Here is a 17,031-nt window from a genome sequence, read left to right as displayed (position 1 = left end):
GAGGCGGCGCAGGGGGTCGTCAGTGACCACACGCCGGCCGTCGAGGACGTACGTCAGATCCTCGATGCGGGACCCCACCGGGGGGAAATGCCTGGTCCCGGTCAGGGAATGCGGGCCACTCCGGTATAGATGCCGCTGCCCTCGGGCGTCGGCGCCGGGGACGTCTTGAACCACTCCGGGGCCGTCACCAGACCGGGTTCGACGAGCTCCAGGCCGTCGAAGAAGTGAGCGACCTCGGCCCATGTGCGGAAACCGAGGCGGATGCCACCCTTGGCGTACTCGGCGGCGGCCTGTTCCGCCAGCTCCGGGTCGAGGTCGGACGCGGCGTGCGACAGAACGAGGTAACTGCCCGGCGGCAGCGAGGCAAGCAGGTCGCCGACGATTCGGTACGCGTCCTGCTCGTCGGGGATGAAATGCATGAGCGCGATCAGGGACAGCGCTACCGGGCGCTCGAAGTCGAGTACGCCCCGGGCGTGTTCGATGATTTCTCCTGGCCGGCGTACATCGGCCTCGATGTAGTCGGTGAGCCCCTCGGGGCGACTCGCCAGCAGTGCCTCGGCGTGCCTCAGTACGATCGGGTCGTTGTCGGCGTAGACGATCTTCGCGTGCGGCACGGCACGCTGGACGATCTGGTGCAGGTTCGGCTCGGTGGGAATGCCCGTTCCGATGTCGAGGAACTGGTCGATGCCCTGCCCGGCGAGCCAGGTGGCGGCCCGGTGCATGAACTGGCGGTTCTGCCGGGCGCCGTCCCGCGCTTCGGACGGCAGTCCAAGGCCCACCGCTTCGTCCACGGGGTAGTTGTCCTTGCCGCCCAAGAGCCAGTCGTACACCCGCGCGGGATGCGCCTTGCTGGTGTCGATCTGCGGAGGGCTGGGGTTGCCTAACGTCATGACGAACTCCGTCGTGCGAGTAGACCGAAAGACCGAACCGTGCTGTCGAGCACCGCAGTCTCGCACACCACGGGTTGCCTTACGGCGACGCGTCGTTGGCCGATGCCGGTTCGTCGACGAAGGTGCGCTGATCCATCGGTCGCCCCCTTACCGCCCCCGGCGCGGCTCGGCCGCGCCGGGGAGCGCACGCTACCAAGGCGTACACCGCGCCGGTAGTGGTCACACGGACCCAGGAGGGGCTCCTCCCAGGTCGAGCGCGCATGAAGGCCCGGGATGGGCCGGCGCGCTCAGGCGTGGTCGACCAGCTGTGCGTGTCCGCGCTGACGTGCACAGTGGGCACAGCAGAAGAACTGGCCGTCGGCCTGCAAGCCATGGCCGAGAATGCGGCACTGGCAGTTGTCACAGGACGGGGCCATCATCTGGGCCGCACATTCCAGACTGTCGAAAATGTGGACGGCACCCGCCGCCCGTACCTCGAACGCCATGTCGTAGTCGTTGCTGCAGACCTCGCACACTGCCATGAACATTCACTCCTTAGCTGTGCCTCGCCATACGGATCGTCGTACGGTCGGGATGGCTGCCCCGAGCCGTATTCCACCAGCGGTGCGGGTCTGATCCTCTGGTGCCGCGAACCACTCTGATGGCCCCTGCCGAACAGCTCTGCCCCTCGGACAGTCATGCCCGGGCCAAGCCGGCGTTGCGACGCACCGGCACCCGGAGATCGGCCGACCGCTGCGAACGGCTCGGCAAGGAGTGCTGTCAGAGTGACGAAACGCGTCCACGAACCGCCTCGGGTGGGCGGGGCGGTGTGTGCCCACACAGGGGGCGAACACCAGGTCCGTTTTCCCGTGGACCGCGGTAAGCCTGCTTCCGAGCGGATCCGGCGGTAGCGTCGGCAGCACCCCGCCCCGGTGTCACGATGCTTGGCACGGTCGGCCTCCGTCATGGGGGCGCTGGAGGCCGACCGTCCCGTGGCCCAGGATCACCCGGAGCACCCGGACGCGCATCCGGACGGCCACACGCCACCCGAACGGCCTACACGTCACCGCGCTCCGGTGTGCGCGGTCACCCATCCGGCCGCATGCTGAAACCGGCCCAGTCGCCATACACACCACAGGCCTGATCACCACTCCCTCGGGAGGCCACGTGATCGTCATAGCCCTGCTCCTCCCCGTAGCACTGATGCTGCTCATGTTCGCGATGGACGCCCTGGAAGACCTCCTGTTCCCTCCGCCTCAATCCCCACCGCCGCCAGAGGACACCGTCCCCGAGCAGTCGGGATCCGCGTGAAGACCAAGCCTTACGAGATCGGTGGTCCCGCCGCACGGTCGCGTGGATGCCGCACGGTCGCGTGGATGCCTCCTGACCGGGGAGGGCCGGCCGGCCAGGTGCGCGGGTGCGCTGCGGCCCCGGTCAGGACTTCATGTCTCGGCGTCCAACGGTTCCACGTCCATCGGCCATGGCGGCTCCACCTCCACGTGCACGACGGCTTCGCTGGTGTACACGAGGAAGGTCAGCGTTTCCTGGAAGTACAGCCGGATGCTGTGCTCGTCATGCGACAGGTACCCGACGGACACGTCCTGGCCGAGGCGCAGTTCGTAGTCGCCGCCCCGTTTCGACAGCAGGAAGGCGCCGTCGATGGCGGGCGCCCAGACGATGTCGCCGTCCAGGACCCGCGCGATGTGATTGATGATCGGGTACCCGTAGTCGGACGTCTCGCTGACAGCGGTGTACGCCTCGGCGCTCAGCGCCAGCGCGTACGGGCCGCCGACACCGGCGAGCCGCAGCGCGGTCAAGGCCTTGCTGACGACATCCGGGTAAGCGCGCACCTCAGCCGGCAACAACAGGGCGGAGTTGGACGAACTCTCTCGCAGGCCTGAGATGCCCGCGGCCGCGTAACCCTCGAACACCGCACGGTCTTCGGCAACGGCCATCTTCCGGGCGGCGTCCTTGACCGCCTGCCAGTCCGCGTCCTTGGCGCCTCGGGCCACATCGTCGACCTGCTGCCGGTCGACGGTGAACGGCACACGCAGCTCGACCAGCGGCTGGAACCGGCGCACGCGAGCGACGACGCCTTCGGCCGGTGCCTCCACGTCCTGCAGGTGCCCGCTCCCCACACCCGCCAGTTCAAGACCACCGGGCTCGGGCACGTCGACGATCCGGCGAGCCGCGACGTGCCGCGTGAACGTACGCCGCGCCTCGTTCTCCAGATCGGCCCACGCTGCGGCGGAGATGGGCGCCAGTTCACGGTGCAGATTGTCCATCGCGATGCTCGCCTTCTGTCACAGCCTCAGGTCACCGATCCCCAGGGAGCCGTCCGCAGCCGAGAACCGGACCGCCGCGGGCACGGCGTCGGCCTCGTGGGTGCCATCGGTCTCCTCGCTCTCGGGGGCGGCCGGTGGATCGGGTAGGTTGTCCAGAAAGTCGCTGGTGGGCACGTAGAACAGTGACCCCGTCACTGGGGTGGAGAAGTCCAGGATCCGGTCGTGCGAGGCCGGCGACGCGCCCAGGAACATGCGCTCCAGCATCCGCTCCGTCACGGTCGGTGTGCGGGCGTAGCCGATGAAGTAGGTGCCGAACTCACCCTTGCCTATGGTGCCGAACGGCATGTTGTCGCGCAGGATCTCGTGCTTCGTCCCGTCCGGGTCCTCGATCATGGTCAGCGCCACGTGGGAGTCAGGCGGCTTGACGGCGTCGTCGAGCTCGATGTCGGACAGTTTCCCGCGGCCGATCACCATTTCCTGCGCCTCGACCGGAAGCGCGTTCCACGCGTCGAGATCGTGCAGGTACTTCTGCACGATCACATAGCTGCCTCCACTGAACGGGGGGTCCTCGTCGCCGATCAGAACCGCCGCGCCCGCCGCCGGTCCCGTCGGGTTCTCCGTGCCGTCCACGAACCCGAGCAGGTCACGCGTGTCGAGGTACTTGAACCCATGCACCTCGTCACGCACGGTGACGACGCCGCGGAGCCGGTCCATGATCTCGGCACCCAACGCGAAGCAGAGGTCCAGACGAGTCGCGCGGATGTGGAACAGCAGGTCACCGGGCGTCGAGACCGCGCGATGCCGGGCTCCTGCCAGTTCACGGAAGCGATGCAGGTCCGCCGGGCGGGGACCGGTGAACAGTCGATCCCACGCCTCCGAGCCGATACCCACGACCACGCTCAGCTTCCCCTCCGGCATCGCCCGGAAGCCGACGGCACGCTGCAGCCCGGTCAGGTCCGACAGAACCTGCCGTACGACCGGCTCGCCGCCCTGATCAGCCGTCACGACCAGGAAGATGGCCGCGCGCGTCAGCGGGGACAGCACCGACTGGGGCACCGGCTCCTGGGAGTGTGCACGCATGCGACGCACCTCTTCTGGCGGTGACGGACGGGCAACAACGGCAAGGAGGTGTACCCGAGCAGCGACGCACATGTGTGAGGACGGCGATGCCGCCTCCGGCCTCGTGCGGGCCCGAACTCGCGCACAGGCGCTGATCACATCGAGGGCCCCGCGGGGGTGCTCTCTTCACCGTATGCCGCAACCTCAGTGCTCGCCACCGCTTGGTGCCCTGTCGGCCACATACGACAGGGCATCCGGCGTCGTGCTGCTGGGCCGCGTCAGCCGATCGCGCGAAGGATGCCGCCGGGTTGGCGGCGCAGACTCTCCATGGCCTGCGCCGTCGTCTCGTCGGCGGGCAGGAGGACGACCAGCTCCTGCGCGTCGGCGCGTGGCAGCTCCAGCCGTTCTCGCTGCCACCGCAGCTCGTGCGCGCTGGGGTGGTTGAGCCTGAGCGGGACCTGTGGCGGAGGAAGGTGACGGTTGAGCCGCCGGGTGAACTCCTGCCCGGCGAGGGGGGCGAGCTCGGCGGTGAACCACTCGAAGACCTCCGCGGATGGTCCGAGCCACAGGTCGAAGGCCTGCTCGTCGGCCACCTGGTCCCAGTCGGCGAAGAACGTCCGGGCCCGCGGATCGGTGAACACATAGCGTGTCAGGTTGGGTTCCTGACTCTCCAACAGCCCGCTTCCACGCATCACCAACTCGAACCCGCTGGTGTGCGCGAGTACGTCGCCGACGCGGTTGGTGACGAACGCGGCAGCGGGCTCGAGAAGTTGGAGGGTCGTGAGCACGGCGGGGCGGACGTGGCGGCTGGGAGGCACCGGCCGCCTGTGCCCGGCGCAGGAGCCACCGGTGATTTTGGCGAGGTAGCGCAGATGGTCGCGTTCGGCGGCATCCAGGCTCAAGGCGTCGGCGAGAGCGTTGACCACGGCAGGGGACGGATTGCGGTCCCGTCCCTGCTCGATGCGAGTGAGGTACTCGACGCTGATCCCGGCGCGCGTCGCCAGGTCTGAGCGTCGCAGCCCCGGGGAGCGTCGGCGGCCGCGGTCGGGAAGCCCGAACGACTCGGGCTGGATGCTGTCGCGCTTGGCGCGGACGAAATCGCCCAGTGGCGTGCTCATGGCCACACTCTAGTGAGAGTGCGGGTGCGTTCGAATGCCCCAGGATGGCCCTGTGAGGGCTAGCCTGCGCCCGGCCTGGTTATCGCTCTCGCAGCAGTGGACTGTGAAGCACATGAACGAGAAGCAGAAGAAGCACAAGCTGGTCATCGTCGTCGGGAGCGTCCGCGAGGGCCGGTTCGGGCCCGTCGTCGCCTCCTGGCTCGCCGAGCAGGCGCGCCTGCACGGTGGGTTCGATATCGAGGTCGTCGACCTCGCCGACTTCGAGATCCCGCTGTCGTTGCCGGCGGTGTCGCCGAAGTTCGCCGGCGACGCCTATCCGCGCCCCGAAGCCATGGCGCCGCTGACGTCCCGTCTGGAGGAAGCGGAGGCGTTCATCTTCGTCACGCCGGAGTACAACCACAGCTACCCCGCCTCCTTGAAGGCCGCCATCGACTGGCACTTCACCCAGTGGACGGCCAAGCCCGTGGCCTTCGTCAGCTATGGCGGTGCAGCCGGAGGTCGTCATGCCGTCCTCCACTTGGAGAACGTCCTGACCGAACTGCACGCGGTGACCATCCGCGACGGTCTGGCGTTCCCGAACTACTTCACCGCATGGCAGGACGGGCAGCCTCTCGACCCCGAGGCATCCGGGTACGCCAAGACACTGCTGGACCAACTCGCCTGGTGGTCCGCCGCACTGAGCACGGCACGCGAAGCGACCCCGTACCCGGCCTGACAGGACTCCGTCCCGCGGCCGGGATGACGGTACCCGGATTCTCCCCCGGCATCAGCCCCGGCCGCTCAGACCGCCCGGGGTGACTCGGTGCGGCCGCGCTTGAGTTCGAAGAACCCGGGGGTCGCGGCGACGTTCACCACGCCGTCCCAGAGCCGGCCGGCCACGTCGCCACGAGGTACGCGGCTGATCACGGGCCCGAAGAAGGCGTGGCGTGTGCCGTCGGGTCCCGTGACATGGAGGGCCGGGGTGCCCAGGTCCTCGCCGACCGCATCGAGGCCTGCGCGGTGGCTGACGCGCAGGGCCTCGTCCAGGTCCGTGGTCTCGGCCGCGTCCGCGAGTTCCCCGGCCAGGCCCACCTCCGCCAGGGCGTCGGCGTACAGCGCGGGACCGATCGTCGCCTTCTCGTGGTGGATTCGGTTGCCGATTGCCGTGTAGAGGTCGCGCAGTACGGGCGTGCCGTACTTCTGCTCGGCGGCGATGAGTACCCGGACCGGGCCCAGCGTGTCGCCCAGCCAGCTCTCGTACCACTCCTCCAGGTCCTCTCGGCCCTCGTTGAGCAGCCACAGACTCATCACGTGGAAGCGCACGTCGACATCGCGGACCTGCTCCACCTCTAGCAGCCATCGCGAGGCGTTCCACGCCCAGGGGCACTTCGGGTCGAACCACATGTCGATAACTGTCACCGGGGGAACTCCTCGATCGCTCTTTACGCTCGTGCGAAACCATTCAACGCTCGCAGATTGGCTCGCAGAAGAACCAATTTCCCGTCGAACGAATGGGCCAATGTAGGGTCCTGCCGTGGAACCTGCCGTGGATGTGCATGTCTCGCTCGCGGGCCCGGGCGACCTCGCCTCCCGTATCTACCGTCAGCTACGTGACGCGATAGTGGACGGTCGGCTGCGTCCGGGGGAGCGCCTTCCGCCCACCCGGGAGTTCGCCCGCCGACTCGCCGTCTCCCGCAACACGGTCTCGGTCGCCTACGACCGGCTGGCGGCGGAGGGCTTCGTCGTCGCCCGCGTCGGGGCCGGTACCTTCGTCGGTACCGAGCCGGTCACGCCACCGGTAGCTCGACCCCGGTCTCGCCTCGAGGCCTCACCACCCGGACGCGGCGTACAGGCCCGTGCGATCTGGCAGGCCGTCACCCCGGCCACAGCCGGCCCGCCGTCCGCTTACGACTTCCGCGTCGGCACGCCCGACCCCGGCCTGTTCCCCCTCGGCACATGGCGTCGCCTGGTCGCCGGGGAGCTGCGGGCCTCCGCGCTCCGTACCAGTGCCGGGTACGCCGAAGCAGCCGGGCACGTCGGCCTGCGCGAGGCCGTCGCCCGCTATATCGGGGTCTCCCGGTCCGTCCGCGCCCGTGCCGAGGACGTGCTGATCACGCAGGGCGCCCAGCAGGCGCTCGACCTCATCGGCCGCGTCGTGATCGAACCAGGCGATGTCGTCGCCGTCGAGGAACCCGGCTATCCGGCGGCCCGGTTGCTGTTCCGCTCGCAGGGCGCCAGGGTCGTGACGGTACCCGTGGACGACGAGGGCCTGGTCGTCAGCGCGCTCCCGGCCACCGCCCGGCTGGTGTACGTCACTCCTTCCCACCAGTTCCCGCTGGGCCTGCGGATGTCACCGGCGCGGCGAGCGGCACTGCTCGCCTGGGCCTCGCGTCATGGTGCCGTGATCGTCGAGGACGACTACGACAGCGAGTTCCGCTACGGCGACCGCCCCCTGGAGCCCCTCCAGAGCCTCGACCGCACCGGCCGGGTGATCTACGTGGGCACGTTCTCCAAGACCCTGCTGCCGATGCTGCGGCTCGGCTTCCTCATCGCGCCGGCCTCCCTGCGAACGGCACTGTGCTCGGCCAGGCAGCTCACCGACTGGCACGGCGAACATGTCGGGCAGGCGGCCCTCGCCCGCTTCATCGACTCCGGCGAGCTGTCGCGGCACGTCCGGCGGGCCACCCGCGTCTACGCCGAACGGCGCGATCACATCGAGGTGGCGCTGCGCACCGACTTCGCCGACTGGCTCGACACGGTGCCCTCCGCAGCCGGCCTGCATCTGGCCACAAGGCTCAAGCCGGACGCGGCCGTTGACATCGACGCCGTGCGGGACAGAGCCCGCGCCTCGGGCGTCGCGGTCGAAAGCCTGGCTGTCTACTGCACCGAGGATCGGCCGCCTCAGCCCGGCCTGGTCCTCGGCTACGGCGCCATCGCCACCGCCGACATCACCGACGGCCTTCGCCTCCTCGCTAGCTGTTTCCCGACCCCGCCCCGCTGATCACCGGCGGGCCGGGTTACGACGTGAGGCCCGTCCGGGAGTGGCGTAGGTCCCGGCACGAAGCCGGGACCTGCGCTCACACCGTCTTGGCGGTCAGCCCGTCACTGGTTGGCTCGCAGAACACCGAGAAGGCCATGTTGCTCGTCCTCGATGCCGGCGGCGAACCAGAGTGCGTCCGCCCCGCCCACCTGCCGGGTGCCGCGCTGCAGTCCCCACACCCCGGGGATCACGATCGCGTTGCCGTTTCTGTCGCTCACGGTGCCTTCGAATCTGCCGGTACGCAGGTTGAAGGCGTGAATGGTGCCGTCGCCGAAGCTGCCGACGAGCAGGTCGCCGGAGAACTTCCCGAAGCGGGCGGGGGCCAGCTCCAGGCCCCATGGCGAATTGAGCACGCCTCTGCTTGCCAGGCGCTTGACCAGGCGCCCGTCCAGGCTGAAGACGTCGACGAACCCGTTACCGGGACCGGCCTGGTCGTCGTGGTTGTCGGGCGGAAGCTGCTTGGCGTAGGTCACGACGACCGAATTGCCGAACCGCTTGACGTTGAAGGGCGCGAAGCCCGCCGGGATGTTCGGGTCGGTGAAGCGCCCGTTCGACGGCTTGAGCCGGAACTTTCCGTCGAAGACGTCGATGCGGGCGAAGCGGAAGTTCGCGGCAAGCAACTCCGGCTCACTCGTACCGTGGCTCTGGCCGCCCGCTCGTGTGTGGATGGAGGGGATCACGGTCAGGCCCTTGTAGACCGACGTGAGGCCGCCGGTCTCGGTGTGGGCCACCCGGACAGCGTTCGTCTGGGACACCTTCGGGCTCCACGCGAAGAGGTCGCCCTCTTCGCCCGAGAAGATGATCTGGGCGGTGCTGGCCTTGCCGAAGCCGCTGAACCTGAAGGCGTTGGTGTCATTGCGGACGTTGCCGGTCGGAGCGCCCGCCGGCGGGATCGAGACCACACGCGACAGAACGCGCACCGGCTTCCCAGGGGTGGCTCCTGTGTAGTTCGTCGCCTTGTTGGAACCGTTGTCCGAGACCCACAGCACCCCCTTGCGGATGGACAGGCCCCAAGGGTTGACCAGGTTCGGGTCGGTCACCTGCGCTCGACCCGGAAGGTCGGACACGAGATTGGTCTCGGTGAAGCCGTGGTCCGCGCGTGGTGGAATGGGTGTTGTCCGCCCTGCGGCGATGGACGACCCTGTGCTGACGGTCGCGAAGACGCCAAGCGCCGTCGCTACCGCCGAGAGTCGCCGGATCGTAGCCCGAGGGCGACGGTTCGACATCTGCTGTGCCATATGGAATTCCTCCGCCGGTACTGATGAGATCGACGGAACCCATGGATATCCAGCATGCCGAGGTGCCTGGGGTGCATCGGTGCCAAGTCGCTCGCTTGGCCCCTGAGCTTCCCCTGAAGGGGGCGCGTTCACGGACAGGAATGCCCGGCCCACCATCCGGCTGATGAAGCGCATCCCGAGCGGAGGCGGCGGGGCCCGACGGGCATGAGTACGTGCTTCCTTATTGACCGGCGGACAGTTCAGCGGCCAGGCGGCTTCGGTAGGTGGCTATGCGACCGATCCGGTTGGCGGTCAGTGCACCGATCAGTCGGCCCTGGCGGTAGTAGGCCACCTCCAGGCGGCGGTCGGCTGACTCGCTCTCCAGCACTCGCGCCTCGTCGGCCAGGGACGGCAGGCCCACCGAGCGGAACCTGACGTCGTACTGGTCGGACCAGAAGGACGGGATCGGCAGGTAACGGTGCGGTCCGGCCTCCTGGGCGGTGAGTGTGTCGGCGGCGGCCTCGGCCTGCTCGACCGCGTTGCTCCAGTGGCCGAGCGCGACCGTGTCGCCGTCAGCGAAGGGGTGCGGCCATCGGGCCACGTCCCCGGCCGCCACCACGGCGGGTGCGGGGCTGCCGTCAGCCAGCAGGGCCCGGCAGTACGCGTCGCAGACCACTCCCCGATCGAGCAGGAGACCCGAGTCGTCCAGCCAGCGCGTGTTGGGTACGGCGCCGAGGGCGACGACGGCGACGGTCGCTTCGATCCAGGACCCGTCGGAAAGGGCGATCCCGGTCAGGCGGTCGGTTCCGGTGAAGCCGTTGACCGTGGTTCCGGTCCTGAGGTCGACCCCGGCAGCCGTGTGGATCCGGGACAGGAAGCGGCCTGCCGCCTCTCCCATCGCCCGCCGCAGTGGCTGGGCTTCGGCTTCGATCAAGGTGACGTGGGCACCGAGTTGCCGCGCGGTGGCGGCCACCTCGCTACCGATGAAGCCCCCTCCGACGACCACCAGTCGTGCCTCGGCGTCAAGTTCGGCGCGCAGCGCGAGCGCGTCGTCCCTCCCGCGCAGGACATGCACTCCGGGTGGCGTGTCATCGGGCCAGGTACGGGCGGATGAGCCGGTGGCGATCACCAGGCCGTCGAAGGGCAGTCGGGTGGAGTCGGCCAGTTCGACCTCCCGAGCGGCGAGGTCGAGTCGTACTGCCGGTACGCCGAGCCGCAGTTGAATACCGAGACCCGCATCGAGCGGGAACTTGAGTGCCTCTGGGTCGGTGGTTCCGGCGAGGAGAGCTTTGGAGAGTGGTGGTCGGTCGTACGGAACGTGCGGCTCATCACCCACGAGGGTGAGCCGTCCCCAGTAACCGCGGGAGCGGAGCGCTTCGCACGCCCGCAGGCCGGCCAGCGAGGCCCCCACCACGACGATGCCTGAGGTGTCCGGACTGTGCACCGCGATCAGTCCTTGAGGATCTGGATGGCCCGCACCGGGCAGGCCGCGACCGCCTTGAGGACCGCCTCGCGATGACGGTCGTCGGGCGTCGCGTCGTAGACCAGGTAGTCCTCATCGTCGAAGGAGAACACCTCGGGGGCCGCAAAGACGCACTGGCCATGGCTGTCGCACAGGTCCATGTCAACCTTGATGTTCACGGCAGCGTTCCTCTCAGGGGTCAGGAGTAAGGGGCGGGTCAGTGAAAAGGGGGGGCTTAGGGCGGCGGGGCGGGTCAGCTCGCCTGGGCGCTCTGGACAGCCGGATTGAAGCGCGAGTAGGCGGGTGGGCCCCAGCGCAGCGGGCTGGCCGCGGTGACCTCCACGACCTCGGCGATGTCGAACTCCACCAACCGCTGTGCGCCCGGGATCCGAGCCGCGTGCTGCGGGTCCCAGTCGATCCAGGCGGTTCCGGTCAGGTGCAGGAACGAGCCGGATTCCCAGTCCGGGATCAGCAGCCCCGCCCTGGGGTTGACCGTCAGGTTGCCGAGCGTCAGGAACATGGCGTTGCCGACGTAGTCGGGCCAGCACAGCCGGGTGGGAGAGAGCACCTTCAGGAATCCGGGGTTGCCGCCCCGGTGCGAGGAGTCGGCGTTGCCGTCGTCGTCGGCGGTGGCCACGAAGAAGGTGTCAGCCGCCTCGACCTGCGACTGCTGGGCCGCGGTGAGGTAGGCCCGCCGGTTCACGATGGTTTTCCCGGCTGGTCCGGCACCGGCTGCCGGTACCGTGAGAGCTCGCTTCTGGAGATATTTGGGGCAGTTGGCGATGACCTGGTCGAGACGGACCCTCAGCCCGTCGTCGTCCGGCCGCGCGATGCCGTTCATCCGCATCCGGCGGCGGGTGGCCGGCTCGATCGCGATCGTCCCTACCTTGGCCGGCCCGGCGAGCAGTTCCGACAGCGGATCACCCGGTCCGGGCAGTGCCGCTATGGACAGTGTGCGTTCGTCCGGCACCCGTAGGAAGCCGGCCGGTCCGGTGAGCATCGTCGACCAGATCCGGCCGTCGTGGTCGGTGCCTCCGATCACCACCAGGGGCTGCTCGGCGAGGAATTCGGCAGCGACGGGCGGGATCGTGTCCCTGATGGCCCTGCGGGAGGAGTCGGCCTCTTGCGCCAGGCCGGCCCGCTGCTGCACGGCGGCCTCGCCGGAGTGATAGGTCGTTGCCATCTGTCGCCCCTTCCGGACTGCTGTTCGGTGATGTCACTCGGATACCGGGCCGATCGCCCCGTGACGATCGGCCCGACGCTCGGTTCTTAGAAAAAGCCGCAGGTGGGCGCCGCGCCGCCGGGAGCGGGGGCGGCGTCGGCACCGGTCGGGGCATAGATCTCCAGCCGGATCCCGTCGGGGTCGGTGAAGAAGATCCCGCCCGAGGCGGCGCCCTCGCCGTGCGGGACTACGCCGTCGTAGGCGAAGGTCGCGTTCAGCCCGCGCAGCACCTGCTCGGCGGACCGGACCTCCTCGATGGTGTCGACCTGGAACGACAGATGGTGCAAGCCCGCCCGGTCGGCGGCGAAGCCACCCTCACTCTGCTGCCAGAGGGTCACCAGCAGCTTGCCCTGACGACCGAGGAAGGCCCAGCGCTGCTCTCCCTCCTTGCCCTCCGACAGGACCTCGAAGCCGAAAACCTGCTGGTAGAAGTCGCGCGAGCGGTCCAGGTCCGTCACGTTCAGCCCGATGTGTCCGGTCTGAAGCGTCTTCAGGGCAGTGGCCGTTGTCATCACAAACCTCCGGGGACGGTGTCCGGGCCCTTCCCGAACTAACCGGTAAAAGTTACTTTAAGGGTTAGCTTCGAGCCTCGTCAACCACTCAAAGGGCTTTAGCTGGTTAGAGCCGAATCCGCTCAGTAGAATTCGGGAGACTCAGTCAGGAAGAGGCACGAGACATGACGACCACAGAGCAGGCGCTCCAGAGCACCCCCGCGACGGACCCACGACCGCTGATCGGCGAACCCCTGGCACTCGACCTGCTCAACACCCGATGGGTGCACGACGGCGAGCCTCAGGACCTGCTGGCATCGGTGGACGGACTGGCCATCTGGCTCTCCAGCGCGGGTCTCGCCGACCGTTGCCGGGCGGACGAGGCAACACTGCGCATGCTGCGAGCGGCACGCGAGGCCATCGCCCACCTGGTCGACGGCCAGGTGGACGACGCCACGCGGAAGGCGTTCAACGACGTCCTGGCGCACGGTCGACTCCGGCTCACTTTGGGCGCCGGCGGGCCGGACCGCACGCTGGAGCTCGATGAGAGCGCCGCACTACCCAGTTGGCTCGCTGCGGAGAACTACCTGACCCTGCTCGACGAGGCACCCGACCGGATCCGCGGCTGCGCCCACCGTGACTGCGTCCTGCACTTCTACGACACCTCCAGGAACGGCACCCGCCGCTGGTGCTCGATGGCGATCTGCGGCAACCGCGCCAAGGCGTCCCGTCACTACACCCGCCAGCGGAGCGATCCCGCTTGAGAGCACGCCTGAAAACACGCGCCCGCTCAGATCGGTCGGACGCTACCCGATAGCCGGGCGGCGGCCGGCCCATGGCATGGAGGCAGGGTGCGCGGCCCGGTGGGTCCCGAATCCGCAGTGACGGCAGGAGAGTTCGGCCCGGCCGATGCACTGCCCATCAATCGGCGTTGCAGAGCGCCCAGTTGAGGAATCCCGCAGCTCCCCGCCATAGTCCACCGTCTCGCTGACCACGTCGCGACCGTCGTGCAGCACGTCGAGCACTGATGGTGACAGGTTCTGGTCAAAGATTTACCCAAACGCCGGACGCACTGACCCGTTCGTGATCGGGTCTCCTCCAACGGCTCTGCCGAGGACCGTTTGGGAGGTTCTGGTGTCAATACCAACCCGTAAGAGACGATGGCTCACGATCTGTGCCATCACCGCGTCCGCCGCACTCGTCACGATACCCGCGGGCGCCGCGCCGGGCGGGGGTGGCACCCCCTTCGGGGTCCGCACCCTCGACCAACTCGCCGCAGAACATGCGCAGTCGACGAAGGGCGTCACCACCAAGACGCTGACGGGCGACGGATCCGACGGCAACGAGGCCGAGGAGATCGCCGAGGGCGCGGCCCAGTACGCCGAGGCTCGCACCGCGCCCGGCGTTGTCGCGCCGGGTGCGTACGGCGCGGCCTGGCGCAGCCTGACCGGTCTGTCCGGCACCGGCGGCAACTGGCGGCACGTCACCGATCTGCCGTACAACTCCGATGACTCGCGCTACCGCGACTACGACTCCAACTCCAGCGGCGGCTCGGGCAACGTCACCGGGCGGATGGCCGCGATGGCCGCCGATGACGACGGCTATGTGTACGCGGGCAGTGCGGGCGGCGGGGTGTGGCGATCGCACACCGGTGGGGGCCACTGGAAGCCCATCAGCGACCAACTGCCCACGCAGTCCACCGGCGCGCTCGCGCTGGACGGGGCCGGGCGGCTGTGGCTGGGCACAGGCGAGGCGACGACCAACTCGGACGCGTACCTGGGCAGCGGCGTCTACCTCCTTTCCGAGCCGCACCACGGCACGTTCTCCACGCGCAGCCGGGTCGGCGGCAAGGAGTTGGAGAGCACCACCATTCACCAACTGCGCTTCGCCGGCGACAGGGTGTGGGCGGCGACCAGTGAGGGCGTGTGGAGCCACTCCACGAAGCAGCTCAGCGGCGCCTGGAAGCTGGAGTTCGCACCCAACCCCGAGTACCTGCCGAACGGTTCACTGGGGAAGGACCCTTCGGCCACGTACAAGAACATCGCCAACGACATTGCGATCGACCCGAAGGACCCCTCCAAGGTGGTCCTTGCCGTCGGCTGGCGCAGCGGTGACGACTACAACGGCTTCTACACCAAGGTGAAGGGCACCTGGACGCGGATCACCAGTGGCCTGGGTGATCTGCCGGACGACGCGGACGGCGTCGGCAACGTCACCTTCGCCCGCTCCGCCGACGGCTCGCGCTACTACGCGATCGACCAGTCGCCTGAGCAGATGGAGACCAACCCGGACACCGGCCTTGAGGGCATCTACGTCTCCAAGTCCGGTTCTCCCATGGGCCCGTGGACGAAGATCGCTGACTACAAGGGGCTGGCCGCCTCCGGCTCGGCACTGACCGACAGCGGCTATATGCCCGGCATCCAGGCCTGGTACAACCAGTTCCTGACGGTCGACCCGAGCGACCCGCAGCACGTGTACGCGGGGCTCGAAGAGGTCTACGAGAGCAAGGACGGCGGCAGCACCTGGTCGACGGTGGGCCCGTACTGGAACTTCGGCTTCGACTGCTGGAGCATCGACCCCGCCAAGCAGACGGGTGACTGCAACCAGACCAGCCACTCCGACCAGCACGGTGTCGCCATCGGCCGCCACCATGGCAAGAGCTATGTGTACGTGGGCAACGACGGCGGTGTCTACAAGCGCCCGGTCAACGGCTCCCAGGACTCCTCCGGGCACGCCACCGACTGGACCTCGCTCAATGACGGCACCATCGACACCCTCCAGTACTACTCGGTGGGCATCGGCAAGGACCTGGCCCACGGTGGTGTCTCCGTCACCGGCGGCCTGCAGGACAACGGTCAGTCGATCCTGCGCAGCAACGACAAGGTGATGGGCTCCAACTTCGGCGGCGACGGCGGTGACACCCTCACCGACCCGGCCAACGGCTGCAACATCGCCGAGGAGTACGTCTACCTCGCCATCCAGGTGACCCAGAACTGCGCCGTCAACGACGGCTCCTGGACCACCGACCCCAGCAAGATCACGTCGTACAACGTCGCTCCGGCCGACAACGACACCGGCGAGGCCCGCTTCATCGCCCCGCTCGCGGCCGACATGAAGAACAGCTCGACCTGGGTCGCCGGCGGCCGCCATGTGTGGGTGCAGACCCACGGCTACGCCATCCGCAGCGGCTCGGAATGGACCAGCGTGCACGACTTCGGCGCCGGCCGCACGGCGACCGCCGTCGCGGCGTCGGGCGGCAAGGTGTACGCGGCCTGGTGCGGGCCCTGCGACATCAAGGGCTTCGCCCGCGGCATCTCCGTCGGCAACGCGGACGGCACCGGATGGCACGACATCACCCTCCCGGTCACCGGGACGGTGCCCAACCGCTACCTCAGCGGCTTCGCCATCGACCCCAAGAACGCCGACCACGTCTACCTCGCGGTCAACGGCTTCTCCCGGCACTGGACCGAAGGGCCCGGCGCCGGCGTCGGTCACGTCTTCGAGTCCAAGGACGGCGGCACCACCTGGAACGACGTCTCGGCGAACCTCCCGGACGTACCGACCAGCTCCGCGGTCGTGACGCCGAACGGCGGCCTCGCCGTCGCCACCGACCTCGGCGTCGTCTACCGCGCACCGGGCCGCACGACGTGGCAGCGCGTCGGCGACCTCCCGGCCGTCGCCGTGCTCCAGCTGAAGCTCGGCCCGGACGGCAGCGCCCTGTACGCGGCCACCCACGGCCGTGGCATCTACACCATCAAGGTCGGCAGCCTCGGCTGAGACGCACCCGTTGACCGACAGCGAGTCGGAGGGGTGATCCCGGTATTCGGGGTCACCCCTCCCGCGGGTACGGGACCACGGTCACTTCGAGCGTGAAGGCGACACGTGCCGCGCCCGCCACGTCGGGCGCCTTCGCCAGCACGGTGACCTTGGCCGTTCCGGCCCGGGTGCCGGCGCATCTCAGCGAGGCGCGAGCGCTGCCGTCCGCGTCCACCCGCCATCCCGTCGGCAGAACGAAAACCGGTGCTGAACTCCGCACGGACCTCCACCGCTTGTCATCCATCCGGGGCTCGAGGACGAGAGACACCACGGTCCCGGGCCGCACGCACAACCGCTGGACGACCGCGGTACCGGGGCTGACAATGACCTCCGCATGCCCGGCGGCACAGCCGACCGCGAAGGGCGTGGTGGGCGGCACCGGCGGGCCCTCGCCGGACGGGCCCCCCGTCGCGGTGGGGCGCGTCGGCGCACCGGTCGACGGCCCGGCCGGACTGTTCCCGGGCGGCCCTCCC

At 68.9% G+C, this 17,031-nt stretch carries 17 protein-coding genes; 5 read left to right on the top strand and 12 right to left on the bottom strand.

Features of this window, described 5'->3' with window-relative positions:
• Positions 1-101: 101 nt before the first annotated feature.
• Positions 102-890 carry an SAM-dependent methyltransferase gene (locus ACWDEX_RS30800; RefSeq protein ID WP_450467746.1) on the bottom strand — a complete coding sequence of 263 codons (789 nt, stop codon included), beginning with the start codon at positions 888-890 and terminating at the stop codon, positions 102-104.
• 287 nt (positions 891-1,177) lie between these two features.
• The gene (locus ACWDEX_RS30795; protein ID WP_450467745.1) at positions 1,178-1,411 is read right to left on the bottom strand and encodes a hypothetical protein; all 234 of its coding nucleotides are present in this window, start codon (positions 1,409-1,411) and stop codon (positions 1,178-1,180) included.
• 625 nt (positions 1,412-2,036) lie between these two features.
• On the opposite strand from ACWDEX_RS30795, the gene ACWDEX_RS30790 reads away from it, so the two are divergent.
• On the top strand, positions 2,037-2,180 hold the full coding sequence (locus ACWDEX_RS30790) for a hypothetical protein (protein ID WP_450467744.1): 144 nt from the start codon (positions 2,037-2,039) through the stop codon (positions 2,178-2,180).
• Between the two features lie 131 nt (positions 2,181-2,311).
• Here the strand turns inward: ACWDEX_RS30790 and ACWDEX_RS30785 are convergent, their stop codons facing one another.
• From ACWDEX_RS30785 to ACWDEX_RS30775, 3 genes are all read right to left on the bottom strand, one after another.
• Positions 2,312-3,154 (bottom strand): family 1 encapsulin nanocompartment shell protein, encoded by an 843-nt coding sequence (locus ACWDEX_RS30785; RefSeq protein WP_450467743.1) that lies wholly within the window; start codon positions 3,152-3,154, stop codon positions 2,312-2,314.
• A gap of 18 nt (positions 3,155-3,172) precedes the next feature.
• Positions 3,173-4,234, bottom strand: coding sequence for a Dyp-type peroxidase (locus ACWDEX_RS30780; RefSeq protein ID WP_450467742.1), 1,062 nt, complete (start codon positions 4,232-4,234; stop codon positions 3,173-3,175).
• A gap of 257 nt (positions 4,235-4,491) precedes the next feature.
• Positions 4,492-5,331, bottom strand: a complete 840-nt coding sequence (locus tag ACWDEX_RS30775; RefSeq protein WP_450467741.1) for a helix-turn-helix domain-containing protein — start codon at positions 5,329-5,331, stop codon at positions 4,492-4,494.
• A 112-nt stretch (positions 5,332-5,443) separates the two neighbouring features.
• On the opposite strand from ACWDEX_RS30775, the gene ACWDEX_RS30770 reads away from it, so the two are divergent.
• Entirely contained in the window at positions 5,444-6,046 is a 603-nt protein-coding gene (locus ACWDEX_RS30770) for an NADPH-dependent FMN reductase (RefSeq protein ID WP_450467740.1), read from the top strand.
• Between the two features lie 65 nt (positions 6,047-6,111).
• Here ACWDEX_RS30770 and ACWDEX_RS30765 read toward each other — a convergent pair whose 3' ends face one another.
• Positions 6,112-6,729, bottom strand: a complete 618-nt coding sequence (locus ACWDEX_RS30765; RefSeq protein WP_450467739.1) for a mycothiol-dependent nitroreductase Rv2466c family protein — start codon at positions 6,727-6,729, stop codon at positions 6,112-6,114.
• Between the two features lie 115 nt (positions 6,730-6,844).
• Here ACWDEX_RS30765 and pdxR point away from each other — a divergent pair, with 115 nt between their 5' ends.
• The gene (gene pdxR / locus ACWDEX_RS30760; protein ID WP_450467738.1) at positions 6,845-8,311 is read left to right on the top strand and encodes a MocR-like pyridoxine biosynthesis transcription factor PdxR; all 1,467 of its coding nucleotides are present in this window, start codon (positions 6,845-6,847) and stop codon (positions 8,309-8,311) included.
• Between the two features lie 101 nt (positions 8,312-8,412).
• Here the strand turns inward: pdxR and ACWDEX_RS30755 are convergent, their stop codons facing one another.
• The 5 genes from ACWDEX_RS30755 to ACWDEX_RS30735 all read right to left on the bottom strand — a co-directional run bounded on the left by ACWDEX_RS30755 (position 8,413) and on the right by ACWDEX_RS30735 (position 12,763).
• Entirely contained in the window at positions 8,413-9,576 is a 1,164-nt protein-coding gene (locus ACWDEX_RS30755; RefSeq protein ID WP_450467762.1) for a TIGR03118 family protein, read from the bottom strand.
• A gap of 232 nt (positions 9,577-9,808) precedes the next feature.
• Entirely contained in the window at positions 9,809-11,011 is a 1,203-nt protein-coding gene (locus ACWDEX_RS30750) for an NAD(P)/FAD-dependent oxidoreductase (RefSeq protein WP_450467737.1), read from the bottom strand.
• 5 nt (positions 11,012-11,016) lie between these two features.
• Positions 11,017-11,208 carry a ferredoxin gene (locus ACWDEX_RS30745; RefSeq protein WP_450467736.1) on the bottom strand — a complete coding sequence of 64 codons (192 nt, stop codon included), beginning with the start codon at positions 11,206-11,208 and terminating at the stop codon, positions 11,017-11,019.
• Between the two features lie 74 nt (positions 11,209-11,282).
• Positions 11,283-12,212, bottom strand: coding sequence for a pyridoxamine 5'-phosphate oxidase family protein (locus tag ACWDEX_RS30740; RefSeq protein ID WP_450467735.1), 930 nt, complete (start codon positions 12,210-12,212; stop codon positions 11,283-11,285).
• A gap of 86 nt (positions 12,213-12,298) precedes the next feature.
• The gene (locus tag ACWDEX_RS30735; protein ID WP_450467734.1) at positions 12,299-12,763 is read right to left on the bottom strand and encodes a VOC family protein; all 465 of its coding nucleotides are present in this window, start codon (positions 12,761-12,763) and stop codon (positions 12,299-12,301) included.
• Between the two features lie 164 nt (positions 12,764-12,927).
• Here ACWDEX_RS30735 and ACWDEX_RS30730 point away from each other — a divergent pair, with 164 nt between their 5' ends.
• Complete coding sequence (locus ACWDEX_RS30730) at positions 12,928-13,506, top strand: CGNR zinc finger domain-containing protein (RefSeq protein WP_450467733.1); 579 nt, start codon at positions 12,928-12,930, stop codon at positions 13,504-13,506.
• A gap of 370 nt (positions 13,507-13,876) precedes the next feature.
• Positions 13,877-16,519: a glycosyl hydrolase gene (locus tag ACWDEX_RS30725; RefSeq protein ID WP_450467732.1), complete on the top strand. Its 2,643-nt coding sequence runs from the start codon at positions 13,877-13,879 to the stop codon at positions 16,517-16,519.
• Positions 16,520-16,571: 52 nt separating this feature from the next.
• On the opposite strand, the gene ACWDEX_RS30720 is transcribed toward ACWDEX_RS30725, so the two are convergent.
• The gene (locus ACWDEX_RS30720) at positions 16,572-16,937 is read right to left on the bottom strand and encodes an acetyl-CoA synthetase (RefSeq protein ID WP_450467731.1); all 366 of its coding nucleotides are present in this window, start codon (positions 16,935-16,937) and stop codon (positions 16,572-16,574) included.
• Between the last annotated feature and the right edge of the window lie 94 nt (positions 16,938-17,031).

The organism is Streptomyces sp. NPDC001020 (genome assembly GCF_053599115.1).
This window is presented reverse-complemented; position numbering and strand designations above follow the sequence as displayed.

Bases quoted from the DNA above. Each gene is read 5' to 3' on its own strand.
- ACWDEX_RS30800 (WP_450467746.1), bottom strand. From the start codon at position 890: ATGACGTTAGGCAACCCCAGCCCTCCGCAGATCGACACCAGCAAGGCG.
- ACWDEX_RS30795 (WP_450467745.1), bottom strand. From the start codon at position 1,411: ATGGCAGTGTGCGAGGTCTGCAGCAACGACTACGACATGGCGTTCGAG.
- ACWDEX_RS30785 (WP_450467743.1), bottom strand. From the start codon at position 3,154: ATGGACAATCTGCACCGTGAACTGGCGCCCATCTCCGCCGCAGCGTGG.
- ACWDEX_RS30780 (WP_450467742.1), bottom strand. From the start codon at position 4,234: ATGCGTGCACACTCCCAGGAGCCGGTGCCCCAGTCGGTGCTGTCCCCG.
- ACWDEX_RS30775 (WP_450467741.1), bottom strand. From the start codon at position 5,331: ATGAGCACGCCACTGGGCGATTTCGTCCGCGCCAAGCGCGACAGCATC.
- ACWDEX_RS30770 (WP_450467740.1), top strand. From the start codon at position 5,444: ATGAACGAGAAGCAGAAGAAGCACAAGCTGGTCATCGTCGTCGGGAGC.
- ACWDEX_RS30755 (WP_450467762.1), bottom strand. From the start codon at position 9,576: ATGTCGAACCGTCGCCCTCGGGCTACGATCCGGCGACTCTCGGCGGTA.
- ACWDEX_RS30740 (WP_450467735.1), bottom strand. From the start codon at position 12,212: ATGGCAACGACCTATCACTCCGGCGAGGCCGCCGTGCAGCAGCGGGCC.
- ACWDEX_RS30735 (WP_450467734.1), bottom strand. From the start codon at position 12,763: ATGACAACGGCCACTGCCCTGAAGACGCTTCAGACCGGACACATCGGG.
- ACWDEX_RS30730 (WP_450467733.1), top strand. From the start codon at position 12,928: ATGACGACCACAGAGCAGGCGCTCCAGAGCACCCCCGCGACGGACCCA.